1 protein-coding gene is annotated in these 26,743 nt (G+C 64.5%); it reads left to right on the top strand.

The window, feature by feature from the left end; translation table 11 throughout:
- Complete coding sequence (locus tag C1H69_RS19900) at positions 1-26,703, top strand: LEPR-XLL domain-containing protein (protein ID WP_102655136.1); 26,703 nt, start codon at positions 1-3, stop codon at positions 26,701-26,703.
- Positions 26,704-26,743: the final 40 nt, after the last annotated feature.

A 26,743-nucleotide genomic window follows, 5' to 3' on the forward strand; every position in this document is an offset into this window, starting at 1 on the left:
ATGAATCACCCCTTCCGCCCCCTCCGGAAGCCGCTTACCGAGTTGGTCGGCAAGCTGACGCGCGAGCGCCGTGCCACGCGCGCCCAGGCCGAGCGTTCGAAGTTCGTCTTCGAAGGGCTCGAGCCGCGCATGCTGCTCTCCGCCGATCCGCTGACGGCGGTGGTGGCCGCCGGCAGCGACATGGTGCTGCGCATGGGAGCGGAAGAGCAAGCGCTCGAACTGGTGGACACCGTCGATGGTGCGGAGCAGGTGATTCATCGTTTCGACCTCGACGCGCTGGAGGATGGCGACATCACGATTCAGGGCAGTGATGACGATGACAGCCTGCGCTTCGATGAGAGCTTGTTGAACCATTCAGCGCTGTCTGGCCTGGTGATCAACTTCCATGGCGGAGATGGTGATGACACTCTCGACCTGGCCAATAGCCAGGGACTGATCATCAACTTCGTGGGGGGCGACGGGGATGACCGGATCAATGGCCTCGAGGCCGATACTCAATGGTCGCTGAGTGGCGAGGGGCAGGGCGAAGCCACTTGGTCCGATGAGAGCGGCTGGCTCAGTTTCAGTGGCGTGACGACCATTGATGCGGCGTTCTACCTCGATGACGAAGAGGGCGTCGAGGACGTCTTCACGCACTCGCTCTCGACCACCATGGCTGAGGCGCAATGGTCGCTGTATGACGAACGTAGCCTGTCGCTGGGCGGTATCGACTTCGAGGGTATCGACATTCTGACCGGCCTGCACGGCCATATCCTCGACTACTCCGAGTACGCCACGTCGGTGGAGGTCGATCTCGGGGAAAGAACCGGCACCGGCTTCCAACGGGTGGAAGGCTTCGGCCATGTGATCGGCACCAACGGCGACGATATCCTGATCGGCGATATCGACAGCACCCAGTCGGTGGTGCTGGACGGTCGCAACGGCGACAACCTGATCATCGGTGGCGGTGGCAACGACACCCTCAAGGCGGGTGCCGGGCAAAGCACGCTGATCTCGCGTGCCGGCGACGACATCTTCGCCCTGAGCGACAGCCTGGGCGACGACTTCACGCCGGAAGAAGCCGAGTTGACGTATGTCATCGAGCGCACCGGTGGCGATATCATCCTGGGCAGCGAGGATGGGGTGGCCACCGTCAATGGCATCCTGAGCTTTACCCACCAGCCCGTCGAGATCGTGCTGGCCGCCGCCGGCGACGGCCAGACGCTGGATGCCAGTGGCTATGCGCTGGGCGGCGTGACCTTCCAGGCCCGTGATATCGCCACCAATACCCGCATGATCGGCAGCGATCAGGACGACCGCTTCATTCTCGGCGCCGGCGGCGGCGAGGTGACCGGCAACGACGGCGAAGAGAATCTGATCGAGGCACAGGCCGATGCCAATATGCTGCTCACCGATGACGACTTGGCCGTGGATGGCTGGGCGCAGTGGGATCTGAGTGGCATCTCCCTCGCTCACTTGGTGGGCGGAGAGAGCGACAACGTGCTCGATGCCAGTGGCTTCTCGGGGTCGGTGCGTCTGGAGGCCATCGCCGGTGACAACACCCTGCGTGCCGGCGGCGGTGATGCCATCCTGATCGGCGGCATCGGCAACGACTCTCTGTATGGTGGCGCCGGCGACGACGTGCTGTTCGGCAATCGTGGCAATAACGTCATCGATGGTGGGGCGGGCACCAACTCGGTGCTGGGCACCACCTCGCACTACCTGCGGCTGTTCGGCGACGAGGGCGATGGCACGCTGGTACGTGGTGATTTCGCCGAAGAGCACCTGCTGGTCTGGGATCGCGCGGCGGGTGATACGGTTGAATTCCACTATGATGGCGAACGGACCATCGCGCTGGGGCTGGACGCCGAGGCGCTGGAAATCCAGCATGCGCTGGAGCAGTTGGAGGGCATCGGCGCCGGCAATGTTCAGGTCGCGCGGGAAGTCGATGACGACGAAGTGCGTTGGACGATACGCTTTGTCGGCGACTTCATGGCCGTCGATGACAGCGGCAGTTTTACCACGGCGCTCGACGGCGACTCTCTCGGGGTGGCTTTGGTGGGTGCGGCGGGTGGCGCAGTCATCTCCTCGACCCAGAACCGTGCGCGTGAAGCGGGCATCGATACCCTCACCAACGTTCAGCACGGCATGCTGCAGGCCGAGTTCGGCAATACCGTACTGGATGCCAGTGGCTTTGCCGGCGATGCCTATCTGCAGGGTGGCTCCGGCAACGACGTCATGCATGGCGGCCAGGGCTTCACCCAATTCGTCACCGTGGCGGGAGATAACGTCCTGCATGCCGGCAGCGGCGAGAACGATATCATCGGCGGTGTCGGCCACGACCACCTGATCATTACGCTGGCGCCGGGCCAGACTGCCGTCAATGTGGCGGGCGACACCTTCGCGGTCGACGGTACGAGCTCGAGCTATCGTAGCGTTGACCAGCTTACCCTGATCGGTAATGGCGACGATAACACCCTCGACGCCAGTGGCTGGCACGGCGTGGGCGAGTACACCTCGCTGATCGAGCTGATGCAGCAGGGCGGCGCCACCCAGGAGGAGGTCGACACGTTCCTGGCCGCACTGGGGGCGGTGCTGCCCGAGGCCCACGAATTCGAGAGTCAGGAGGCCTACGAGGCCTACCTGGCCACTTATATCGAGGGCAGCGGCCTGGAAGACGCCGGAGCAATGCTCACGGTGGCACTGGCCGATGGCAGTGAGCATTGGCTCAATATCGCCGATGCGCGCAGCCTCGAAGACCTGATCCTGCTGCTGGAAACCATCGAGGGGCTGGAAGCCGAATTCGACACCGCCGCAGGGCGTTTGGTGGTCAGCGACACGACCAGTGGCGAAGGCGGCTTCTCGATCGATGCCGACGATACCGCCGGCATTCTCAGCGCCGCGCTGGGCATGGCGATGGAGGGCGGAGAGTGGCGCAGCCAACCGCTGGCGGCCCAGGGCGTGATGATCGATGCTACCCAAGGTGGCAACAACACGCTGCGGGGCAGCCGTGGCGACGATCGCTTTATCGTGGTGGCGGGCCAGCACGATATCGATGGCGGCGACGGTATCAATACGCTGGTGGCGGAGCACGCCGGGGGCGATATCACCCTGTCCGACGATCGACTCACCATGGGCAGTGTCGCGACGGAGGCGCTGGCCAATATCCAGCGTGCCGAACTGCGCCTTTCCAGCGGCGATGGCGTGACCCTGGATAGCACGGACTTCTCCGGGCAGACCCATTTCCGTCTCGCCATTGGCGTCGGTGACGTCGATGTCGAGGCGAATGACGACGATGAAGTGGTGGTCGATTTGGCCGCCGACAGCCTGGCGGGCCTCGAGAGTGTCAATGTCAGCGACAACGTCACTCTGGTGGGTTACTGGACTGGCGATAGCACGCTCGGTGATGACGTCGACGTCACTTTCACCAGCAACACCGAACTGCGCGCCAATGGCCGCCTGACCCTGGAGGGTGCCATCCTTGCCACCGATGGCGGCGACCTGACGCTGTCGGCGCGTCAACTGGTCATCGATGGAGGCAGTGAACTGACCGCCGAGGGTGGCACCCTGCACCTGAGTGCCCAGTTGCCGCCCACCGTGTTGGCGCCGGTCAACAGCTTCGTCGACGTGGGGCTGTTCGACCTCTCGATCAATATCGATGACGCCACGCTGAGCGGCGGCGATGTGATCGTCGACGCCAGGCTGGTCGACCCCGACCGTGACTGGTTCAACCAGCGCACCGGGACGAGCTTCATCGACAAGGGAATCGATGCTGCGCTCGACTTTCTGCAAGGCATCTCGCTGTTCGGCAGCATTTCTACGCTGATCGCCGATGTCACCATCGATATCGGCCCACAGGCGGTGATCGTCGCCACCGAAGGTGACATCACCATCGCCTCCGAGATCGACATCACCGCCGAGGCTTCGCCCAGCAAGGCGTGGGGTATCGGGGTATCGGTCAGTACCTTGATCACCCGCTCCAACGTGCATGTCCACGGCTCGCTGGACGCCGCCAACGATATTCACCTCAGCAGCAGCGTGACCACCACCCAGTCCGTCGCGGCCGAACCCGATGGCCTGGGCGGCGTGGCAGGGGCGGTGGCGGTCAGCGTGCTGGTCAGTGACTCGCGGGTGATGGTATGGAATGACGCCACGCTGAAAGCCGGCAACGACCTGACGGTGGCCGCCACTACCGTTGAAAACAATACCACCAAGGCAGCCTCGGCCCCCGACAAGGGCAAGGTGGGCATCGCCTTGGCCATCAACGTCGAGAGTAGCCGTACCGAAGCCCAGCTCGCCGGTGATGTGACCGTGGGCGGGGATCTCGTGGTCATGGCCGAGACGCGCCAGGCGAGCGACAGTGGCGCCGTCTCGGCGAGTGCTGGCACCGCCAAGCCGAAGGGCCCCAGCAGCCTGATCGATGGGGTGGAGTCTTCGGCCAAGGACCTCTCGCCCACGGCGGTCATCGGCAATACTCAGGAGGCGGTTACCAAAGCCATCGGGGACAAGGTCAAAGCGCAGATTGCCGACAAGGCACCCGGTTTCATTGGCGACCTGTTCAAGGACTCGGGCGAGAAGAAAAACACCTTCGATGTGGCCGCGGCGATCGCCGTCTCGGTCGATCTCAATATCGCCGAGGCTCGCTTGGGTACCACGGTCAACCGTGACGGCGACGCGTTGGACATGCACGATGAGCGCAGCGTCATTCGTGTGCTCGATGGCGAGGTGGTGGTCGAGGCGTTGAGCGAGCATCGGCCTGCCGTCAGTGCGAGTGGGTCTGCCTCCGGTGTGGACCCCAACAAGAAAGATGACAGCAGCTTCCAGGATCAGGTACTCGGCAACACACTGCTCGCCAAGGCACTGGCCAAACCGAAAGACAGCGCCGTCAAGGGTAACGACTCGGCGGAGACGCAGAAGAAAGAGGACAACGCCAACAAGATCGCCGGAAAGGATGCCGCCAAGGTTGGCGTGGCGGGGGCAGTGAGTGTCGGCAAGTTGGACAACGTGGCCAACGCCTCGATCGAAGGCAACGTCGATCTGGACGCCGGCAAGGCGATTCGCGTCGAGGCGCAAAGCCTCAACGCTGTCGACACCGACAGCCTGTGGGGCATGAATCTCTACACCGCGGCCAAGGCGTTCGACGACCTGGAAGGCACCTATGACCACACCAGTCACGATACGCCGAGTGAACTGTCCGCGGGTGGCACGGTGCTGGTCGGGGATGGCCACCAGGCCGGCGGTGTGGGCGGCAACGTCTACAAGTTCGTCGGCGACGACGAGGAATCGCCGGTCGACCTCGCCCAGGAGGATTTCGACGATGAGTCACGTTGGGAGCAGCTGGGCACGCCACTCGAGTTGCGCATCCAGGAGTTCATCGACACCCTCGACGGCTATACCTCGGGCAACCTGGGGTTGCCGGGCAGCTTCGACAGCTGGACCGTGGCCACGGCAGAAGGCAGCAAGTTGGCTATCGCCGGTGCTGCCAATGTCTTCCTGATCAACCAGGACAGCGATGCGCGCATCCGCTCCGGTGCCACCATCAACCTGGGAGGTGCCAGCGATATCGCCGCCGCCGAAGCTCCGCTGGAGGGGCAGGCTGTCAGTGTCGTCGCGCATACCGACAACCACCTGCTGTCGATGATCGGCAATATCAGCCTGCCCAAGTTCGCCGGTGCCAATGAAGCCACCGGGGAAGCATGGAAAAAAGCCTTCAAGAGCGATATCGACAAGATCAAGTCCGGGTTTGCCGGCGTCAAGTCGGAAGGCAGTGCCATCGGCGCCGCGGTGGGCGTGCATCTGCTCGGCGGCAACACGTCAGCGATGGTCGAGAGCGGCGTGGCCATGGTGGCCGATAGCCTCGACGTTTCTGCCAGCAACGATACCGTGCTGCTGGGGCTCGGTGCCTCCGGCGGCAAGGCCGACAACGTGGCCTTCAATGCCACGGCCGTGGCCAATGTGGTCGAGAATACCACCCTGGCGCAGATAGAAGACGGTGTGCAACTGCGTATCGGCAACGGCAGCGTCGCGGGCGAAGACGATGGCCCGTCGCTGCGTGTCAGCGCCAACGACACTACCTACGCTTTCGGTATTGCCGGCAGCGTGGCTTCGGGGAATAGCGTCGGGGTCGGGATATCCGTGGCGGTATCGGTCGTCTCGCGCGATACCACGGCGGTGATCGGCAGCCTGGCCAACGACTTGGGTTACTCGGGCAATATCCACGTTGGCGGTGATGTCCTGGTCGAGGCCAATACGTCTGGTGTGGTGGTCGACCTTGCACTGGCAGGGGCCAAGGCTGGGGGCAAATCGAGCAGCGGTGTGACCTCTGACGGCGGCACGTCCGGCGGTAGTGGCGAGGACGACCCCAACAAGTGGCCGAACAATCAGAGCAACTACGACAACGTGCTGGCTGAGTTGACCGGCAAGCTGGGCCAGGGCGGCGGTAGCGGCGGCGGCGGTGACACCCAGAATAGCTATGGCGTAGGGGTTTCCGGATCGGTCGTTGTCCACATCGGCAACGACAATACCCAGGCGTTGATCCAAGGACTCGATGTGCTCGAGGTCATCGGTCATACCCGAGTGAGCGCCAACGACGATACGCACCTCGGTATCCTGGCCGGGGGGGCATCGCTGGCACTGGGCAGCGATGGGCCGCAGGTCGCAGTGGCCGGTGCGGCAGCGCTGGCCTTCCAGGATGGCATCACCCGCGCGCGCATCGATCATGTCGCTCGTCTCGATAGTCAGGGGGTGATTGTCGAAGCCCTCCGCAGTGGCTGGAGCGTGGTGGCCTCGGCAGGTCTGGCCATCGCCAGGGGACAGAAGGGCTTTGGTTTTGCCGGATCGGCGAGCGTGTTGGTATCCGAGCGTAGCGTGGATGCCAGGCTTCGGAACATTGGCGAAGGTCAGCTGGGCGACGTGAGCGTCACGGCACGTGATGCGGCGAATACCGTGCTGGTCGCCGGTGCGGTGGCGGGCGGTGGCCGGGCAGGCATCGGTGGTGCGGCCGCCTATGCGGATATGGCCCATCAGGTCACGGCACACGGCGAAGCACTGGGCAGCGAGGCATCGGCCGTGGTCGTCGAGGGCATGGCCGTCGCCGCCGAAAGTCGTGCGCTGATCGTCAGCGTGGCGGGTTCGGCGGGTATTGGTGCCAGTGCCAAGGGGGTAGGGCTGGCCGGTACCGTCGCGGTGAACCTGATCGGCAACTCCACGGGTGCACTGCTCGAGGATGCCTATCTGACAGCACCGGCGGCGGAAGGCGGGGGCAGCGGCGATAGCCTGCCGAGCGTGGTGGTAAGTGCGCAAGACGAGAGCAGCATCTGGTCTCTCTCTGGCGCCGTGGGAGTCGGTGGCTCGGCCGGCTTCGGTGCGGGCATCGCCGTCAACCGCATCGCCAACGAGACCTCGGCGCTGATCGAGGGCGGTACCATTGAAGGCGCCGCCAGCGTCGCGGTGCTGGCCACCAATACCGGTTTGCTGCGCTCGTTGACCATCGGGGTCGGGGCAAGCAAGAAAGTCGCCGGGGCGGGCAGCGTGTCGGCCAACATGATTTTCAATACGCTCCATGCCGGCGTGAAGGACGCCGCCCTCGAGGTCGCAGGCGACGTGTCGGTGATGGCGCTCGACCGTTCGCAACTGATCGCCATCAGCGGTGCCGCCGCCGGTTCCGGCAAGGTGGCGCTGGCCGGCAGCGTCTCTGTCAACATGATCGACAATGACACGGCGGCCTCGATCATCTCCAGCCAGGTGGAGGCGGGTGGAAACGTGCTGGTGGATGCCGCGTCCGAGGCCTTGGTGGTGTCGGTGGCGTTAGGCGGAGCCGGGGCCGGCAAGGTCGGCCTGGCCGGCGCGATCACCGTCAACCTCGTTTCGGGTCAGACCGTCGCACACCTGCAGAACAGCGACATTACCGCAGGCGGCGATATTCAGGTACAGGCCACTGACAGTGCACAACTGGTGGTGATCGCCATCGGGGCGGCGGGGGCCGGCAAGGTCGCCGGCGGTATCAGCAGCACCACGGTGCAGACCGATAACGCCATTGTCGCACTGGTCGAGGGCGGAAGGCTCGAGGCCGAGAATGTCAACGTCTGGGCCGGTCTGGCCGACGATGACGCCCGCGAGGCATTCGATCTGCAAGCCCTGATCGGCGTCAACCCGGAGACAGAAGGCACTGAGCTGGCGCCGGACGAGGACCCCGACGAGGACGAACCGGATATCGCCGCGCGGGATCTGGGCAATGTGGATTGGACCGCTGGCGTGATCAATATCAGCATCGCCGGCGCGGGGGCCGGGGCCGCTTCGGGGGCGGCCGCGGTCGGCCTGAACTGGATGCGCAGTTCGGTACGTGCCGAGATCAGCGGAGGCGCCGAGGTGACGGCCGGGGAGGACGTGTCGGTCATCGCCGCCGACGACAAGGGGCTGGTCAATTTCGCCTTCGGTGTGGCCGGGGCCGGCAAAGTGGCCGGTGGGGCGGCGATCGCCTTCAACTATATCGGCGGAGATCCCACCGATCCCTCGCGTACCGTCGACAATACCAGTGACGATGACGTGGACGCCTCAGAGGACATGCTGATCCTCGAGGGCGGCGGCAATACCTTCGACTATCGTGTCGGCCAGGTCGCCGCCGTCATCGATGATGCCACGGTGACGGCCGAAGCGGGTGATGTCACGGTCGCTGCCGCAGCCACGGCACAACTGCTCAATATCACCGCCGGCGGTGCCGGGGCCGGCAAGGTGGCACTTGCGGGCTCTATTGCCATCAACTTCATGCAGCACGACCTGCTGGCCACGGTGCGCAACGGCGCCGAGGTCGAGGCGACGGACGGCGACATCACGGTCAGCGCCTCGGTGGCGCCGATCATGATCAACGTGGCGGGCGCGGCGGCGGGAGCCGGTGCCGTGGGCCTGGCCGGTGCCTCGGCCACCAACGATATGGCGTCCATCGTCAGCGCTCGGATAGAGGGTGCCGATACCGTGCTCACGGCGGGTGGCGATATCCGCGTCGTAGCCGAGCTGATCCGGGTCACCGATGTACCGACGATCGGTATCGGCGGCGATCTGATCGCCGACGAGGAGGAGGACGAGGACCGTCCGGCGTTGCCGGAGCAGGGAGACCAGATATGGAGCTTCGCGCTGAGCGGCGCGGGGGCCGGCAAGGTGGCCGTGGCAGGGGCGCTGTCGCTCAACTGGCTGCGCACCAATGTCGAAGCGGTCGTCGATGCCGCCACGCTGACCGCAGGCGGCGATATTACCCTGCAGGCCAGCGACGATCTGGGGCTCAACGCCTTCACCGCTGCTGGCGCGGGGGCCGGTGCCTTCGCCATGGCCGGTTACATGGCCTACAACTATATCGGTGGCGATCCTGACGATCCCACCAGCGACGCCGCCAACCGAATACAGGCGCTGATCAAGAATGGCGCCAGTGTGACCAGCACCGGCGGCAGCGTAATGCTGTCGGCACTCTCCGACTCGCGTATCAACGCCTATGCGCTGGGTGGCGCCGTGGCCGGCTTCGCCGCGCTCAGCGGTACCACCTCGCTCAATTTCACTCGCAAGGATATCAGGGCCGACGTGCTGGGCGGTTCGCAGGTAAGCGCCGCTGGCGATATCGCCATCGCCGCCGCCGACACCAGCAGGATCACCTCGGCCAGCGCCCAGGTCAACGTCGCGGTGAAGGGGGGCGCGGCAGGAATCTCGGTCTCCTATCACGATATTCAGAACAGCATCGTGGCTGGTAGCCAGGGGTCTGACCTGACCAGCAGCGATGGCGGCGATATCCTGATCACCGCCGATTCGCGCTCCGAGAACCTGATCGTGATCGCCGGGGTGACCTACGGCACCTTCGGTGCCGGGGCCGGCAATGCCGGCAGTTCCTTGATCAACAATGCCACCCAGGCGCGTATCGACGGTGGCAGTGCGACCGCCGATGGCAGCCTGCTGGTACATGCCGACAGCTTCGATACCAGCACCATCACGCTCGGTACGGTCGCGGTCGGCGCCGTGGCGGTGGGCGGTGGCGTCGGTGTCGACCTGATGGGCAGTACCACCGAGGCGTGGATCGGTGGCGGTGCCGTGGTGCATGCCGCAGGCAATGGCGCGGCCCTGAATATCGCCACCCGGTGGGGCGATGGCGATTGGGCCAGCGAGAGTCGCCATGGTGTGGTGGTACTGGCCACCAGCCGCATGGAGTTCCTGAGCCTGGCGCTTACCGTGGCGGGCGGAGCGACCGGGGCCCTTGCCGCCAATGTCACTGTCGACGGCATCAACGGCCATACCCATGCCTATATCGACAACGCCAGCGTTACCAGCGAACGTGACGTGGTAGTGCGTGCGCTGCATCGTAGCGATGCCGACAGCGGCGGCGGCGCGGCGGCCATCGACATGACGGCTGCCTTTGCCGCTGGCGTCGACGTCTCGCTGCTGGGCCACCAGACCCATGCCTGGATCGATGGCGGCGACTATAACGACGATGGCCCGATGGTGAGCGGCGGTGTGGTCGATGTCGACGCTCGCGCCGATATCAGCTTCGTTTCGGTGGTCATCGGCGCCGCCGTGGGCATCGGCGGAACGGCCGCTGCGGGCTCGGCCAGCGCGGTCGATCTGTCGATCAACACCCTGGCCTATGTCCGCGATGTCACGATCTCCGCCGCCAGCATCCAGGTGGGTGCCGATAACCGGGTGGACGGCCGTTACATCGTCGGCGCGGCGGCCGGCAGTGGTGGCGTTGGCATCGGCGCCTCGCTGGCCGTGGGTCTGCTCAACCCGACCGCCATCGCCGACGTGGTGGGGGCGACGCTCATCGCTACCCATGACATCGCGGTGGAGGCGCGCCAGCGTCTGGATATCGGCATTACCGTGGCCACCGCCGCGGTGGGTAGTGGTGCCGTGGCCGGGTCGGTCTCGGTGATGATGGTCGATGCCGTTACCGAGGCCAGGGTACTGAGTAGCGAGACTCGCCATGGTCTGCTGAACGCCGGTGGCGATGTCAGCGTGATGGCTTCCACCACCACGCGCATGAACGAGCGCGAGGCGCCCGCCGATTATCTGCAGGGCGTCGGTACGGTCGCCGTCGGTGGCGTTGGTGCCGGGGCCTCGGTGGATGTGATGGTGCTGCGCGAACAGACCCGGGCCACGATTGGCGATGGCACCACGGTCGATGCCGGTGGCGATATCGTGGTCGAGGCTCAGCTCGACCGTCAGCTCAACTCCAGCGTGGTGGCGTTTTCCGCCAGCGCGGCGCTCAGCTTGAGCGGGGCGATTTCGGTGATCAGCCTGGGCAGTGGGCTGAGCGAGGAGAATTATCAAGAGGTCCAGGCGCTGGACGACCTGCTCGGCAACACCTTCGCGGGTTTCCAGAACGGGGAGTTCAACCTGCAGGTCGAGGCGGGAGACGACGATTCCGGCATCGATGATCCGCTCGATCCCGATGAGCAGGCCGGGTTCGACGATGACTTCGATGCGCCACCGAATGCCGGCAACCATAACCAGGCCAACCGCGAAAAGACCAACGACGCCATGGCCGAGCTGACCTCGACGCTGACGGCCAGCGACCCGTTCGATATCGATTCGGGACAGCTCGTCGGCGATACCGCGGCTACCGTGGGGCGTAACGTGGCGCTCGAGGCCGGTGGCGATATCGTCATCGAAGCCGAAGAGCGGCTCGAGATTCATGCCATCACCGGCTCGGGCGCCGTCAGCGGTGTCGCCAGCGTGGGCGTCTCCATCGCCGTGGTCGAGCTCAACGGTGCGGTGACCGCGACCGTCGGGGCCGGCTCGACGCTCGAGGCCGGTGGCGACATCACGTTGTCGAGCCACTTGGCCAGCAACGTCGACATCGATGCCTACGGCGGCTCGGCGGCACTCTACGTGGCGGTGGGCGGGCAGTCGGCCACGCTGCTCGACCGCACTCAGCAGCTTGCCTATCTGGAGGCCGGTAGCGGGCCATCCAGCGGTGTGACCATTGCATCGGCGAACCATGTCCAGGTGCAGGCCAGTGCCGAGCGGGACTACTCGCTGTTGGCCGCCGGTGGCGCCATCGGCTCGGTGGCGGCGGGGGTTTCCGTCGGTATCGTCCAGGTCGATGGCGCGACCCGTGCCTGGGTGGGCGACGATGCGCGCATCGGCATTGACAGCCAGGTCGCGTCGCTGACGGTGAGTGCCGCCAGCCTGGATCGCATCGACCTGACGGTGGTGGCCGTGGCCGCCGGGTTGGGTGGAGCGGGCACGGCCAATGTCTCCACCGTCACTCTGGGCAACGATGTCCAGGCCTGGCTGGGGGATGGCGTGACCCTCGAGGCGCTGGGCGATGTGCTCATCAGCGCGCTGCACACGCCGCGTGTCAGCGTCGAGTCGGTGGGGGTGGCGGTCAGCGCCGGTGTCGGCATCGGTGCCTCGGTCGTGGTCGGCAACCTCGGCACCCAGGTGCTGGCACAGGTCGGCACTCCGGGAACCGCCAACAGTGATATCAGCCTTTCCGCACGCGATCTCATCGTCAAGGCCGGTGTCGAGCGACTCGGCGACGCGCCTTCACTGTATGCCGAAGCCGTCGGCTCTGCCGGCGGTGCGCTGCTTGGCCTCAATGCCACGGTGGTCACCCTGCGGGACACCAGCTCCGCTCAGGCGCTGATTGCCGATACGCAGCAGCGGCGTGGCGCACCGGGCAATGCCGGGGACGGGGAGCATAATCTCTCCCTCTCGGGCCATTTGCTGCTCACCACCGACCTGGTCACGCATCTAGAAGGCCGTGCGCTGAGTGTCGTCGGCGGGCTCGTCGCCGCCGGTGCCGCGGTGGTCGACGTCCGTCAGAACACGCAGAGTCGCGCCCGCCTGGGCGATGGCCACCTGGTCGCCGCCAATCGGGTCACGCTGGATGCCGCGGGTCACCAGCAGGCCGATCTCTACACCCTGGCGGGTAGCGGTGGCGTGGTGGCAGGTGCCGGAGCCGGCAATCACCTGCATCAGACGGCCATTACCGAAGCGCTGGTGGGAGCGTCGACGCTCGAGGTCAGGGCGGCCGTCGCCTCGCCGGACCCTGACGCCGGCAAGATCCTGCTGCGTGCCGACCAAACCTTCGAGTTGGAGAGCGAAATCCTCGCCGCGGCGGGCGGGGTCTTCGGTGGAACGGGTGCCGAGGCCACGTTCCGTATCGAGGCCAATACGCTGGCTGGCGTGGCGGACCTGGCCGTGCTCACGGCCGACACCATCGACATGCTGGCCGACAGCACCGTCATCCGGGAGCGTCTGGCTGGCGCGGGAAATGACACCATTCGCGGCGTGGCGGGGGGTGCCGTCGCCGGTGCCGGCGCCAGTAGCGATGCGCTGTTCGATCTCGACACGCGCGTCGAGGTGGGGCGCGATGCCGTCCTCACCACCACGCTGGGCGATATGCGCCTCGAGGCCTTCAACGCCATCACCTTCCACGATCAGATCAATCTCACCGCGGCGGGCCTGGGCTCGGGGGCGGGCATCACCTCGCACATTCGCGACGATGACATGGCCGCCAGTGTGTTGATCCACGACAACGCCGTGCTGTACAGCGCCGGTGAGCTGGTGGCCACCGCCCGGGGCACGGGTGACCTGAGTTCCGTGCTGCTGATGGATACCTATGGCGCCGCCACCGTGGGTGTGGGCGACGTACGCGTGATCCTGAGCCCCACCAATCGCATCGTGATGGCCGAAGGCGCCCACGCCACGGCCTATGGCGACATCAACTTCGCGGCGGGGGGCGATATCCGTGGCAACCGCGATGAGTATGCATTGAGCGCCACGCTCGATAGCTTCGCCGGCAGCTTGATCCCCATCACCGACCTCAACGCCCGGGCCGAGATGGACCAGTCGCATCTGATCGATATCCGCAGCGGTGCCGAACTGGTGGGCGCGCGGGATATTACCCTGTTCACCGAACGCTTCGGCTACAGCGACATGAATGCCCAGGCCAAGGGAGTGAATTGGCTCTCGGCGATTGGTAGTGCCATCGACGCCGCTCTGGGCGGTGGCGGTGGGACCGAGATTCTTGACGGTGACGTGGTCACGCTCTCGGACGGTCGCGTCAATATCGACGGCACGGTTCGCACCGGTATCGACCGGCACCAGCGTCTGGTGCTGGAAATGGCCGACATCGAAGCACAGGCGCACGACATTAACCAGGCGCTGGATTCTCTGCGTGACGATCTGCTGGCCATTCGAGGTGCCAATGAACCCGAGATCTTGACGCTGCTTGGCCAGATCGACGCACTCGAAGCCCAGTTGGTTCTACTCGAGGAGCAACTGGAGGAACTGAACGACAAACTGGTGGAACTGGAAGCGGACAGGGCCGAACTCGAGGGCGAGCTCGACGAGCTGGAAGATGAACTCGCTGATCTCAATACCGCGCTCGAGGCCGCTCAAGCGGACGAGGATGACGAGGAGATCGCTCGTCTCGAGGCCGAAATCGCGGACAAGCAAGACGAGATCGAGGCCAAGGAGGATGAGATCGAGGCCAAGCAGGCCGCCATTACTGCCAGGAACGTCGAGATCGCAGACACGGAGCAGGTGATCGCCAGCAGGGAGAGCGAAATCGCCTCCACACAGGATCAGATCGCTACCAAGCAGGCCGAGATCAATGCCAAGCAGGTCGAGATCGACGCCAAGGAAGCCGAGCTGGACGATCTGTTCGTGGGCAATGCGGGCGACTTCCTCGTCGCGCGGGAGGGATACGACGATATCGGCTTCAGCGTGGGCTATACCCGAGGTCAGTCCGAGCTGGTCGACGAGCTTCGCAGCCTCAGGGAGCGCTTTACGCTCTACCGCAGTTCTGGTAACGAGCTATTGGTCGAATTCTATGAAAACGAGATCGAGCGTATCGAACAGCGGCTGCTCGACGAGGGTTTCGCCGAGCGGGTCGGCGACGACATCCTGATCAACGAGGTCGACCAGCTCACCGTCTACATCGATGATATCTGGGCCCAGGCGGGTACCGTCTACGTCTTCGCCAACGATCTCACCGGTAGCGGGGAGGTGGATGCCCCCGGGGATGCCAGCGTCACCATTCTCAATACAGCGCCGTCGCGCATGGTGCTGGGCAGCACCGAGATTCCTCAGGTGGTCGGCGGACTCTACTTCAACCTCACCGAAGTGGACAGCTACGAAGCCATCAACCTGCTCAATGCGAGCCTGACCACGACGCTTTCGGGTCTCAACCCGGCGGGTAGCGAGGAGGCGACGCCGCGCATCACCATCGTCAACAGCCACGGTGTCTCCTTTGATCCCAACGATGGCACCCAGGGGCAGGTGCTCGATGCCCTGGTGCGGGGCTTGCAACTGGAAGGGCTCAGCGACACGCAGCGCGACGCTTTTCTTTACGACGGCACGGACTATGGCAGTGCGCCGCCGCCCAGCGTGTTGTTTGCGCTCACGGGCACCACGCGCAACGTATCCGGTGAGATCATTGCCTACGCGGCGGGTTCGCTGGAGATCGAGGGTGAGATGCGCGCCGAGAGCCTGGTGCTTTCCTCGGCGGGAGAGATTTCCGTGCGCGGGCTTTCCCAGTTCAATCCAGGCGGCAATCCCGATGCTCAGGCCGTGGATGCCCACGACGATAATGGTGTCGGCCAGCTCAGTGCGGAGGCACTGGAGGCGATTCGCAACAGTCGCGGCGATTCGCCGGATCTTTCCGCTGGCGTGATCGTGATCGATGCCGAGTATGTCAACCTCAACGGTTATATTCGTGCCGGTGAGGACAGTTATCGCCTGGTGCTGGGTGATGCCGATGCCCAACGTATCGCTGATCACATCCGCAGCGGCAGCACCAGCAGCATCGTGCTGCCGGCGTCCAGCGGGACTGCGCTGGCCATCTTCAACCCGCGTACCGGGCAGATCGAAGTACAGAACATCGCCATCGAGGGCGGTCGTCTCGATATCACCGGCCATGTGGTCAATACGGGCAATGGTTTGCTGGAGGTGCTGGGGGGCTACGGTACCATCGAGGTGGTCAACGAGACCCAGTATACCCTTGCCGTGGGCGGGCTGGACGTCAGCCGCCCGGGCCAGGGCATTCTGCGTATCAATGACAAATTCACCGGGCTGCATGAATACACCTACGACTCGAACGGCGACAACACCTACACCTTCAAGCCCCGGGAGGATGTTCGCTATGGCTTCAGCGTGGCCCAGGACAGCACCGAGCGGCGCTATGCGCAGAAGGGCTCGAGTAGCTGGCTGGGCATCGATGCACTGGCCGCCGACCCGAGAACGCTGAACTGGGGGGACGTCGAACACAGCCCCGGCAAGCTGCAGGAGGCGCTTTCCTATTTTTACGTCGGCAATGAGAGCGGCTACCAATACGGCGAAACACAGGTAGGTGCGGGCGACGAAGAAGAGCTGCCGGATTGGAACGACATCGAGGCTAAACTGGTGGACAAGTGGTCCACCAGTACCTGGTATGGCAAGAAGACCAACTACGGCAAGTACGTGCAGGAGCGCGAGAGCGTCATTCTGCATACCCATTCGGTGGAGGCCAATCACGACGTCCTGATCCGCTTCATCGGTAACGATACCGGCACCATCAATATCGACTCCCGCGGCGATGTGGTGCTGATCGGCGATCTCGCCAACCATAACGGCACCAGTACGGTGCGCACCGATGGTGAGATTCTCCAGGCGGACGATCAGCGCCGCGACATTCGCATCAGCGGGGCGGATGTCGTGCTGCGTGCCGAGAATGGCATTGGCGCCGGTCGCTCCATCGACCTGTACAACCGGCTGGGACCGGATGCCGCGCAGGCGCCGCCGATGCGACTGGATGCGGTGACCGTGCGCGGCGATATCAACATCGGCCAGCTCAACGGTGACCTGATCGTCGACCGCGCTCATACCGAGTTCGGCGACGTGCGGCTGGTCGCGCAGGGTGACTTGCTGGCCGGTACCCTGACGGGCGGGGAGAGCTCTCACATCGAGGCGGACAATGTCACGCTGCGGGCGGGGGGCGCGATTGGCACCATTGATACGCCGCTGCTGCTGCAACAGGCGGATGAAGGCCGCCTCAATGCCGAGGCTGGGGGTGATATCGCCCTGCGTCAGGTCAGCGGTGACCTGGGCATCGAAAGAGTGGCGAGCGAGGCCGGCAGCGTGTGGATCAGCGTCGAAGGCGATCTGGTTGACCGTAATGACGACAGTCGCCGCGATGAGCGTACCTTCGAGCAACTGCGCGACGGTGTCTGGCATCAGATGGGGCTGACCGACGAAAACCGTATCGAAGACGCCAAGCGCGAGTTGGAGGCGCGCAAGAACAACGAGTACGACACCTACTGGAACTATCGCCTCTCCACCAGTGAGGATGTGTTGGGTGGGCTGGCCGATGGCGACGTCTACGAAGTGCTGGAGGTACGGGAGGACGGCAGCATCCTGCTCGGGGTCCGGCAGGGCGATGAAATCTATACCGTCACCATCCAGGCGCCCGATATCGAAGCCGACGAGCCCCGCGCCGAGCATCGTTTCTATACCGGTGGCGAGACGTTCATCACGATCGACAGCCTCCTGCAGGTGACCGACGAGGGTGGCATCGCCGGTACCGGCTTGGCCGTCGTTGGCCAGGCGCTGACCTACCGCCGTGTCGTCGAGTACGACGAGAATCTTGGCGTCATCCTCACCGAACGGGAGCGCGCCGCCTATGCCGAGGCGTTGCGCCAGCTCGATCCGGATATCTCCGATACGGAACTGGAAGATCGCATCGACGGGATCGAGGCCGACCGCAACACGGTCTATCAGCGCATGCACGACAGCTATGGCGTGGACGGCAACGGTGACGCCGCCTTCTTGAGGGATCTCGATTTCCAGGCGCAGTTGACGGCAGCGGAGATCGCCAATATCGAAGGCAGTATCAAGATATGGACCGAGCAGGAACTACTTTCCCTGATTGGTTCCGGCCTGCTGCAGGAAACCACCAATACCCGTCCCGATATCCAGGCTCCCAATATCGTGGCCGCGGGCGATATCACCCTGATCGCCGGCGGCAACGTCGGTGTTGCCAGCGGGCGCGAAGTGCTCGACATGAGCGGCGGGCTTGCCGGACTCAGCGACGAGGAACGGGTGCTGCTTTCCGCCGCCGAGCGTCAGGACGTCAGCTATCTCAAGCACGAACCTGTCGAGGCGAGGGTGAATTTCACCAGCGTCGAGCGTGAAGACGGTGTGACCACGCTGGTACTGGAGCTCAGCGACGGCGGCGTATGGGATACCGATCACTTCAGCGTGGGTGAGTGGCTCGATATCGCCGGAGCGACCCTCAACGGCACCGAGGGCGGGCTGTACTACGAGATCGTGGGCATCGAGGGTGACGGCACCCGGCTCCAGCTCGAAACCCGACTCGATGCGGTGGCGGAAGCCGGTATCCTGGTCGAGATGGCTACGGTGGTGCTCGATCCGCAGGCGGAGGTCAGTGAAGGCAATGTCATTCGCTACATCGCCATCAGCCAGGTGGAGGATTTCAACATCGCCAATGGCGGCGATGTCTACGTGGAGGCGGGAGGATCGATCTATCTCGGTGCCGATGCCGAAGGGCAAAACGTCGACCTTAGCCTGGCACGGCTGGAGGCCGGCGGCGATGCCCGAATCCGGGTATCGGGCAGCATCTTGGCGGCCGATGTGGCGGGCGACCTGGTGATCCGCAGCAACGACCTGGTGCTGGAGGCGGCCAATGGCCAGATCGGCAGCGGCGAGGAGGCGCCGTTGCAGCTGAATCTGCGCGAGGACGCCAACGTCACCGCCCGGGCCTGGGGGTCGATCTTCCTGCACGAGATCGGGGGCGATCTCAACGTTTCGACGATGTTCTCCCAGAGCGGGGATATCTGGCTCGAGGCGGCGGGCAGCATTACCGACGGGCTCAACCACGACCTGCTCAACATGCTGGCCAATAACGTCACGCTGATTGCCGGTGACAGCATCGGCAGCGCGGGCAACTTCCTCGAGCTGGCGACCCGGGCCGGTGCCCCCGGTGGCGGTATCGTCACGGCCACGGCGGGGAACGACATCTATCTGGATGGCGTCGATGGTCATCTGAGAGTCGGCTTCATCGAGGCCGGCGGGCACACGCATCTGCGTGCGCTGCTGGACATCATCGGCACCCAGGCCAATGAGCTGGCGGGCGATATCCTGACCAAGACGCTGCGGCTGGAGACCCGTATCGGCGGTATCGGTCAGGCCGATCGCCTGCTGGCGATCATGACCGACGACGATGAGGGACGGCTGGACATCGACAGCGCCGATACGGTCTTCGTGCGCGAGGTGCTGGGAAGCGCCGACCTGAATCGCACCGGTGACTTGCGCCTGGGCCAGGTCAGCGCCGGCAGCGATGACACCCTGGCGCTGCTCTTCTCGGAGGTGGGCAATATCCTCAACGCCCTGGATGAGGGCGAGGTCAACATCCTCTCCTACGGCGTCTATCTCGTCGCTCAGCACAACATCGGGCGGCAGGACAAGGTGATCACCACCGCCACCGGAGTGTTGCAGGGTGAATCCCGCGAGGGTCAAGTGTTCCTCGACAACAGCGGCCATTTGATCATCGATGGCCTGGGCCTCACCGCCGCCGGTGACATCGAGATCACCACCAACAGCCCACTGACCGTGCGCGAGGACGTGATGTCAGTATCGGGTAACGTCTACTTCTATGCCATGGAGAGTCTTGACCCCGGCGACATCGTGACGTTCACCAATGGCGTGCGGGTCGAGGCGCAGCAGGGCAGTATCTTCGTTTTTGCCGCCGACGGTATCGTCATCGACGATGACCAAGTAGTGCTCAAGGCCGCCAACGACATCCATCTGCGCGTGGAAACGTGGGAAACCACGCTTCTGGGGATTCTGCTCGATGACGCCCGTGCCACCAGCATATTGCGTGGCACCCTGGAAGCCGGCGATACCCTTCATATGGTCGGTGGCAACGAGAAAGGCCAGGACTGGCTGATCGATGACGACGCCCTGCTCATCGCCACTGCCGTGCAACTGGATACAGGCGATGGGGATAATCGCTTCGAGCTGCAGGGCCGGATCCAGGGCAACGATGTCGAACTCAACGGTGGCAATGGTGGTGACGTATTGTGGCTGTCCGGCGAGATCGAGGCCGACCACGTTCGGGTTCAGGGCGGTGCGGGCGACGACCATGTCACCTTCGACGGCATTCACGGCCTGGGCCGCCTGGAGGTCGGGCTCGGCGACGGCGACGACACCCTGCGCGTGCACGGTACCCTTCATGCCGCCGATGGCATGCTGTTCGATGGCGCCGCCGGCGACGACGACCTGATGCTGCATGCCGACGAGTTGATCGGCGAGATCGTCGTGCTCGGCGGCGAGGGCGACGACCTGATCACCGTGGTCGAGCTCAACAGCCGCGACGACCTGTTGACGCTGGACGGCGGAGCAGGCAGCGATACCTACCGCATCGTCACTCACCAGGGCGGGAACGCCAACTACGAGATCACCGTGGCCGACAGCGGCGCGATCAACGACGGCGTCGACTTCCTGTTCATCGAAGGGCGCGGCTTCGACGATTACACCAACGTGCTCGAGCGTGGATTGAGCGACTACGTTGACGGCAACACAAGCGACCTGTTCCTTGTGCGCAAGAACTTCATTGCACGCCTGGACGGCGATGCCGGTGCCGGGGTGACGGGCAACAACGTCGAACGCATCAACTATGGCGCCGACATCAACGGGCGTGTCACGGTCAATGGCCACGACGGCGACGACGTGTTCATCGTCGACGACACCTCGGCATTGATGACCCTCGACGGTGGCAACGGCGACGACCGTTTCCAGGTCGGGCAGATCTTCGAGGATCACCCCAATCCCGAAGGCACGGCGGTGGATGGGGTGTACGCGTCCGGCGTACGTGTGGGCGATGAGATCCGCGTTACCCAGACGACCCTGGGTTACCTCAGCTACGGCAACAGCGAGGCCATGGTGATCTACGGCGGCGATGGTGACGACGACTTCATCGTCTACAGCAACAGGGCGCTGCTGCGCCTGGAGGGTGAGGGCGGTAACGACAACTTCGTGATTCGCGCCTTCGTCGCCGGCGACGAAATCGAGGTGTTCGGCGGTGGCGGCGACGACTTCATTGAATACAACATCAATGCGCCGGTCAGTATCGATGGCGGCAGTGGTTACAACACCGTCACCGTGCTGGGCACGGAGGCCAACGACAACTTCGTGATTACCGAGGATGGCGTGTTCGGCGCCGGCCTCAACATCGGTTTCAACAACATCCAGCGGGTGCGCGTCGACGGCCTGGAGGGCGACGACACCTTCTTCGTGCTCAGCACGCGCTTCGACGTGGTCACCGAACTGATCGGCGGCGTGGGCAGCGACACCTTCATCATCGGTGGCGACGTCACCGGGCGAGTGGTGGCAGTCGACCCGGAAGGGCGCAGCAGCCTGGTGACCCATGGGGTCGCCTCCGAGGACGAAGCCTACGCCAACCTGCTGGCCGACGGCCTGCCGATCAGCATTGCCGACGAGAGCCGCGGTGCGGTGGTGGTCGACCAGCCAGGTGGGCAGACCCGCGTAGTGGAGGGTGGCAGCGCCAGCGCCTACTTCCTGTCGCTGGCGCTGTCGACCGACGGCATCGCCGACGGTGCCATGGTCACCCTGACCGTCTCGGCGGCGATGGCGTCCACCAACGACCGCAACCGCACGCCCAGTGGTGGGCGCAGCGCGGAAACCGTGCTGCTGTCGCTGGACGAGCATGGCGACTACGCCCAGGCGATCACCGTCGACTTCGTGTTCCAGGATGGTGAATGGACACCAGCGCAGGAGATCTTCGTCAAGGCGCCGGACGATGACGTGGTGCAGGGCACTCGAGAGGTCACCATCAGCTATCTGGCCCAGGTGCAGATGCCGGCAGGGCATGACGGCGAGCTGCCCGATGCGCTGGCGGCACTGCTCGACCAGTCGATCAACAACACCATGATCACCGTCTACGACAACGACCTCGGCGATCTGGTGCTCGATGTACCCAACGACAGGCTTCAGCTCATCGAGGGTGACGCGGAAACCGGCCAGGACGGCAGCTTCGACGTGCGCCTCTCGTCTCCGCCCCTGGCGGGGGAAACCGTGACGGTCACGCTCGATCTATCGGCCTTCGGCGACCGGGTGGTCGCGAGTGAAACAATGTTGACGTTCACAGCGGATAACTGGGATCAGGCCCAGACCGTGACGCTGACGGCGGTCGACAACGACCGGGTCGAGAACCGCCTCGATGCGATGCTCGGCTTCACCATCGAAAGTGACCATGGGGATTCGGTCTACGCCGATGCCGAGCCTGGCATGGTGCGGGTCACGGTGTACGACAATGACAGTGCCTCGCTGGTGGTGCAGAGCGACGGTGGAACCCGAGTCACTACCGAAGGTGGTACCGACAGCTATACCCTGCGGCTCACCCAGCAGCCCGAGGCACCGGTCACCGTGCGCCTCAACACCGATGGCTTCACCGACTTCCGGCTCGGCGAACGGGTCTTTCTCGACGAGGTGTTCAGCGGCAGCATGAGCGTCATGGCGCTGCCCGCCGAGCATGCCGGAACCGTGTTGCAGCTCACCGACGGCAGTTGGCAGGAGCTCGGCGTCACCGTCGGCATGCTGCTGACCCTGACCGATGGCGCCGGCAACGAGCTCGACGGCACCTTCAAGGTCAACAACGTCGATGCCGATGGCCGGCTGCATCTCACCGCCGCCGCCGACCTGCCCGAGGGCGAACTGATCCTGACCCATGTCGGCACGCCGGCGGTGACCTTCGATGCCGGCAACTGGCACCAGCCGGTGGAGATCGTGGTCGCTGCCGACGTTCACTACGTGGCCGCCGAAAACAGCATCGACGACATGGTCTTCGCGCCGCAGCCCAACGCACTGGATCGCATCCAGGGGCCGCTGATCCTCGAAGGTGGCGTAGGCGACATCGACCGCTCGATCAACGCCGCCATCATGCTGCCCGGCGAACGTTCGGCCTACCTCGACAAGGACGGCGACGGCGAGATCGATTCGGTCCTGGGGAGCGGCGATGAGACCGAGGATACCGACACCTTGATCCTGCACGCCGACGCCAGCGTTGCCGACCTGGTCGGCAAGCTGACCGCCAACCACATCACCGGCCTGGGCCTGGGCGAGGGTACGCTGGAACAGGATGACGGCCACGATGGCACGATCGTAACCGAGCGGGGCATCCACTTTCATGGTTTCGAGGTGGTCGAACTGTTGCTGGGCAGCGGCGACGACTTCCTGGAGATCGACCTCGACCCGATCCACTATGCCGGCGACTGGACGCTCGACGAGATCGATGGCCAGGCCGCTTTGCAACGCTCCGATGGCGGCAGTTGGCGCGATGACGGTTTCCGCCGTGGTGACAGTCTGCTGATCGGTGGCGAACGCTTCCTGATCGCCGGGTTCATCGGCGATGGGGGCATGCTGCTCGACCGACCCAAGGCCGATGTATTGCCGCTGTGGGAGGGCGGGCGGCACGAGGTGATCCGCGAAATGCCGTTGACCGTGGTCCACGGCGGCGGTGGTGACGATCATATCGTCATCAGCGGCGGTTACGAGGCCCAGGTCCCGCTGATCGTGTTTGGCGATACGTCCAGAAATGGCGAGCGCTACAGCGCCTCGGGCGGGCTGCCGAATCGGCACGGCCAACCCTTCACCGAACACGGCAACAACATCCTCGACGCCAGCGGTGCGGTCGGCGGTGTGGTATTGGTCGGTGGCAAGGGTAATGACAAGCTCTATGGCGGAACTGGCGACGACCAACTGTTCGGCGGTGGCGGCAACAACCTGCTGGACGCCAGCCTCGGCGGCAACAACCACCTGTACGGCAACGGTAGCATCGATGTCGACATCTCCACGCGCCTGAGCCTGGCCGATGCCGTGATGACGCTCCATTCGGCCACCGGCGATGTCGATCATGCCACCGGCGATCGCCTGGAGGCCGGCGACAACATCCTGGTCGGTGGCGACGGCAACGACATCCTGATCGGCGATCACGGTGTGATCGAGTTGGCCGAGGCCGGGGGCAGCGACAACCTGCGGCTGCTCAACAGCCAGCGTGTCGTTGCCGTGCGCAGCACGGACCCGGGTTCCTTCGGCAGCAACCACCTGTCGGTGAGTGGCGGCAATAATATCCTGATCGGCGGTAGCGGCGATGATCGCCTGATGGGTGGCAGCGGCGACGACATCCTGATCGGTGACCATGGCGACGTGATTTTCGCCAGCACCAACGATTTCCGGGACGTGGCGCGTATCATCGTGCGCGACGAGGGCTATGACGGCAACGACATCCTCGAAGGTGGCAGCGGCGACGACATCCTGCTCGGCGGGGGTGGCAGCGATATCCTCTACGGCGGTACCGCCGACAGTGGCGACGATTCCGGGAACGACATCCTGATTGGCGACTTTGCCGAGCTGATTTTCGTCGATGGCCAGCTACGCGAGCTGCGTACCCTGCCCAGTGGGCGCGGCGGCAACGACGAATTGCATGGCGGCGACGGCCGCAACGTACTGGTCGGTGGCGAAGGCGACGATCTGATCACCGCCGGTCCCGATGGCGATGTCGACCAGCAAGCCGACCCGTCGCCGCTCGACACCATCGTACTGGGCGACCATGGCACCCTGGTCTGGAACCCCGCCGGCGTACTGGTGCAAGCCACGTCGCGGCTCGCGGTGGACGCCGGTGATCCGCCCGGCGACGAAACTCTGGCGGCGCGTGGCGGCAACGACACCATACGCCTCAAGGGGGGCAACAACCTGGTGATCGGCGGTGTCGGTAGCGACGATATCGAGATCCTCCAGGGTGGCCACGCTTCTCGTCAGATCGTGCTGGGTGATCGTGGCGAACTGCGCTGGAACGACGCTGGCGTGCTGATCGCCGCCGATAGCATCGATCACGCCCTGGGCGGTGACGACACCGTCACTATCGAATCGGGGGATGTGCTGTTCATCGGCGGTGCAGGCGACGACACCCTTGAGATCACCCATGCCTCCGTCAGTAGCGAACATGTGCTGCTGGGCGACAATGGCCGGATGCGTTGGGACGACAACGGTGTCCTGCGCGAGATGGTCAGCACCGCGCCGCAGGTGGCTGGCAACGACCGCATTACGCTGAATGCCGGGCGCAATGCCATCATCGCCGGTGCCGGCGACGACGTGATTGCCACTGGCGACCAGCGCAGTATCGTGCTGGCCGACCTGGGCAGGCTGGAGTGGAATGCGCGCGGTATCCTGACGCGAGCCGTTTCCACCGACCCCGGTCGGGGGGGCAGCGACAGCATCACGGTCGGCAATGGCGGCAATCTGGTGATCGGTGGCGACGGCGATGACGTCATCGTCAGTGGCGATGGCAACGACCTGCTGGCCGGTGATCACGCGGAGGCGATCTTCGATGCCAATGGCACCATTGTTTCCTTCACCTCGCTACACGTCACCCATGGCGGCAACGACACGATCGTGAGCGGTGCGGGCAACGACTGGATCATCGGTGGTTACGGCAACGATGTGATTCGTACCACGGCGGGCGATAATGTGGTGATCGGCGATAACGGTCGCATTACCGCCGTCAATGGCATTCGAGCCAGTGTCGAAAGCCTGGACACCGGCGAGACCACGGGGGGCGACGACGAAATCCACCTGGGTACCGGCAATGATCAGGTGATCGGCGGGGTCGGTAGCGACTGGATCACCAACGTGTCGGGAGAAACCGTGATCATCGGTGACGTCGGGCGGATTCTCAGCGACACCGAGGGCCGTTACACGCTGGCCGAAACGGGTGATCCCCGACTCGGCGGCAGCAACCGCCTGATCGGCGGCAGCGATCGCGACATCATGTTCGGTGGCCGTGGCGATGACTACCTCGACGGCGGTGCCGGCGACGACATCCTGCTCGGCGACTTCGGGCGGGTGACCCGGACGCCGACGATGATCACCGTGGAGACGACCGACCATTTCCAGGGTGGCAACGACACCCTGATCACCGGACCAGGGCGCGATATCGCCATCGGTGGCGCGGGCTTCGATCGTTTCGACGGTGACTTCAACCATGACATCATGATCGGTGAATATGCGCGTATTCGTATCATGCTCAGCGGCGACAATGAGATCGAGAATGTCATTTCGATCGTCACTCTGGCCCAAGGCCGCCTGGACCTGATCCGTCAGGCCCAGCAGGAACTCTATACCGAGGAGGGTGAGTCCGCGGGTAGTGTCCAGGCCTGGCTCGACATGACCCCGGGAAGCCTCATCGGAGCCACCAGCAATATGATCGAGCGCGACATGCCACAGCGTGCCATCACCGGCATGGCAGGCCTGCGTCAGTTGATCGACGATTGGGTCAGCCAGCAGCAGGGAGCCAGCGGCACCGGCCAGGCCACGACGACCAGCACCGCCGTCGCCACGGGCGATGGCCTGGACGCCATGCTGCCCGACGACGAGGAAGAAGCCATTGTCGATGCGCCCGAGGAAGCGGATACCGATGAGGGTGACGTCGAAGGGGGCGGCAACGGTGTTGAAGCGGATGCCGAGCCCGACATCGACGCACCGGTCGCCGAAGATGACGAGGATGGTGCCGCGGCGGGCCTGGCGATTGCACTGGCCGGCATGAGTGGCTGGGGCGTGACCAGGGCGGGTCGAGTCGCAGACGATACGCGGCTCAAGACGCTGCGCCGTGAGCGGGCCGCTGATGACTGGCACCGTATTAGCCGCGTCAGTGACGAAGACGGAAGGTAGGCAATGCGATGCCGAACCATGATCACGGGGGCAGCACAGC

It is taken from the genome of Billgrantia endophytica (genome assembly GCF_002879615.1).
Classification (GTDB): domain Bacteria; phylum Pseudomonadota; class Gammaproteobacteria; order Pseudomonadales; family Halomonadaceae; genus Halomonas; species Halomonas endophytica.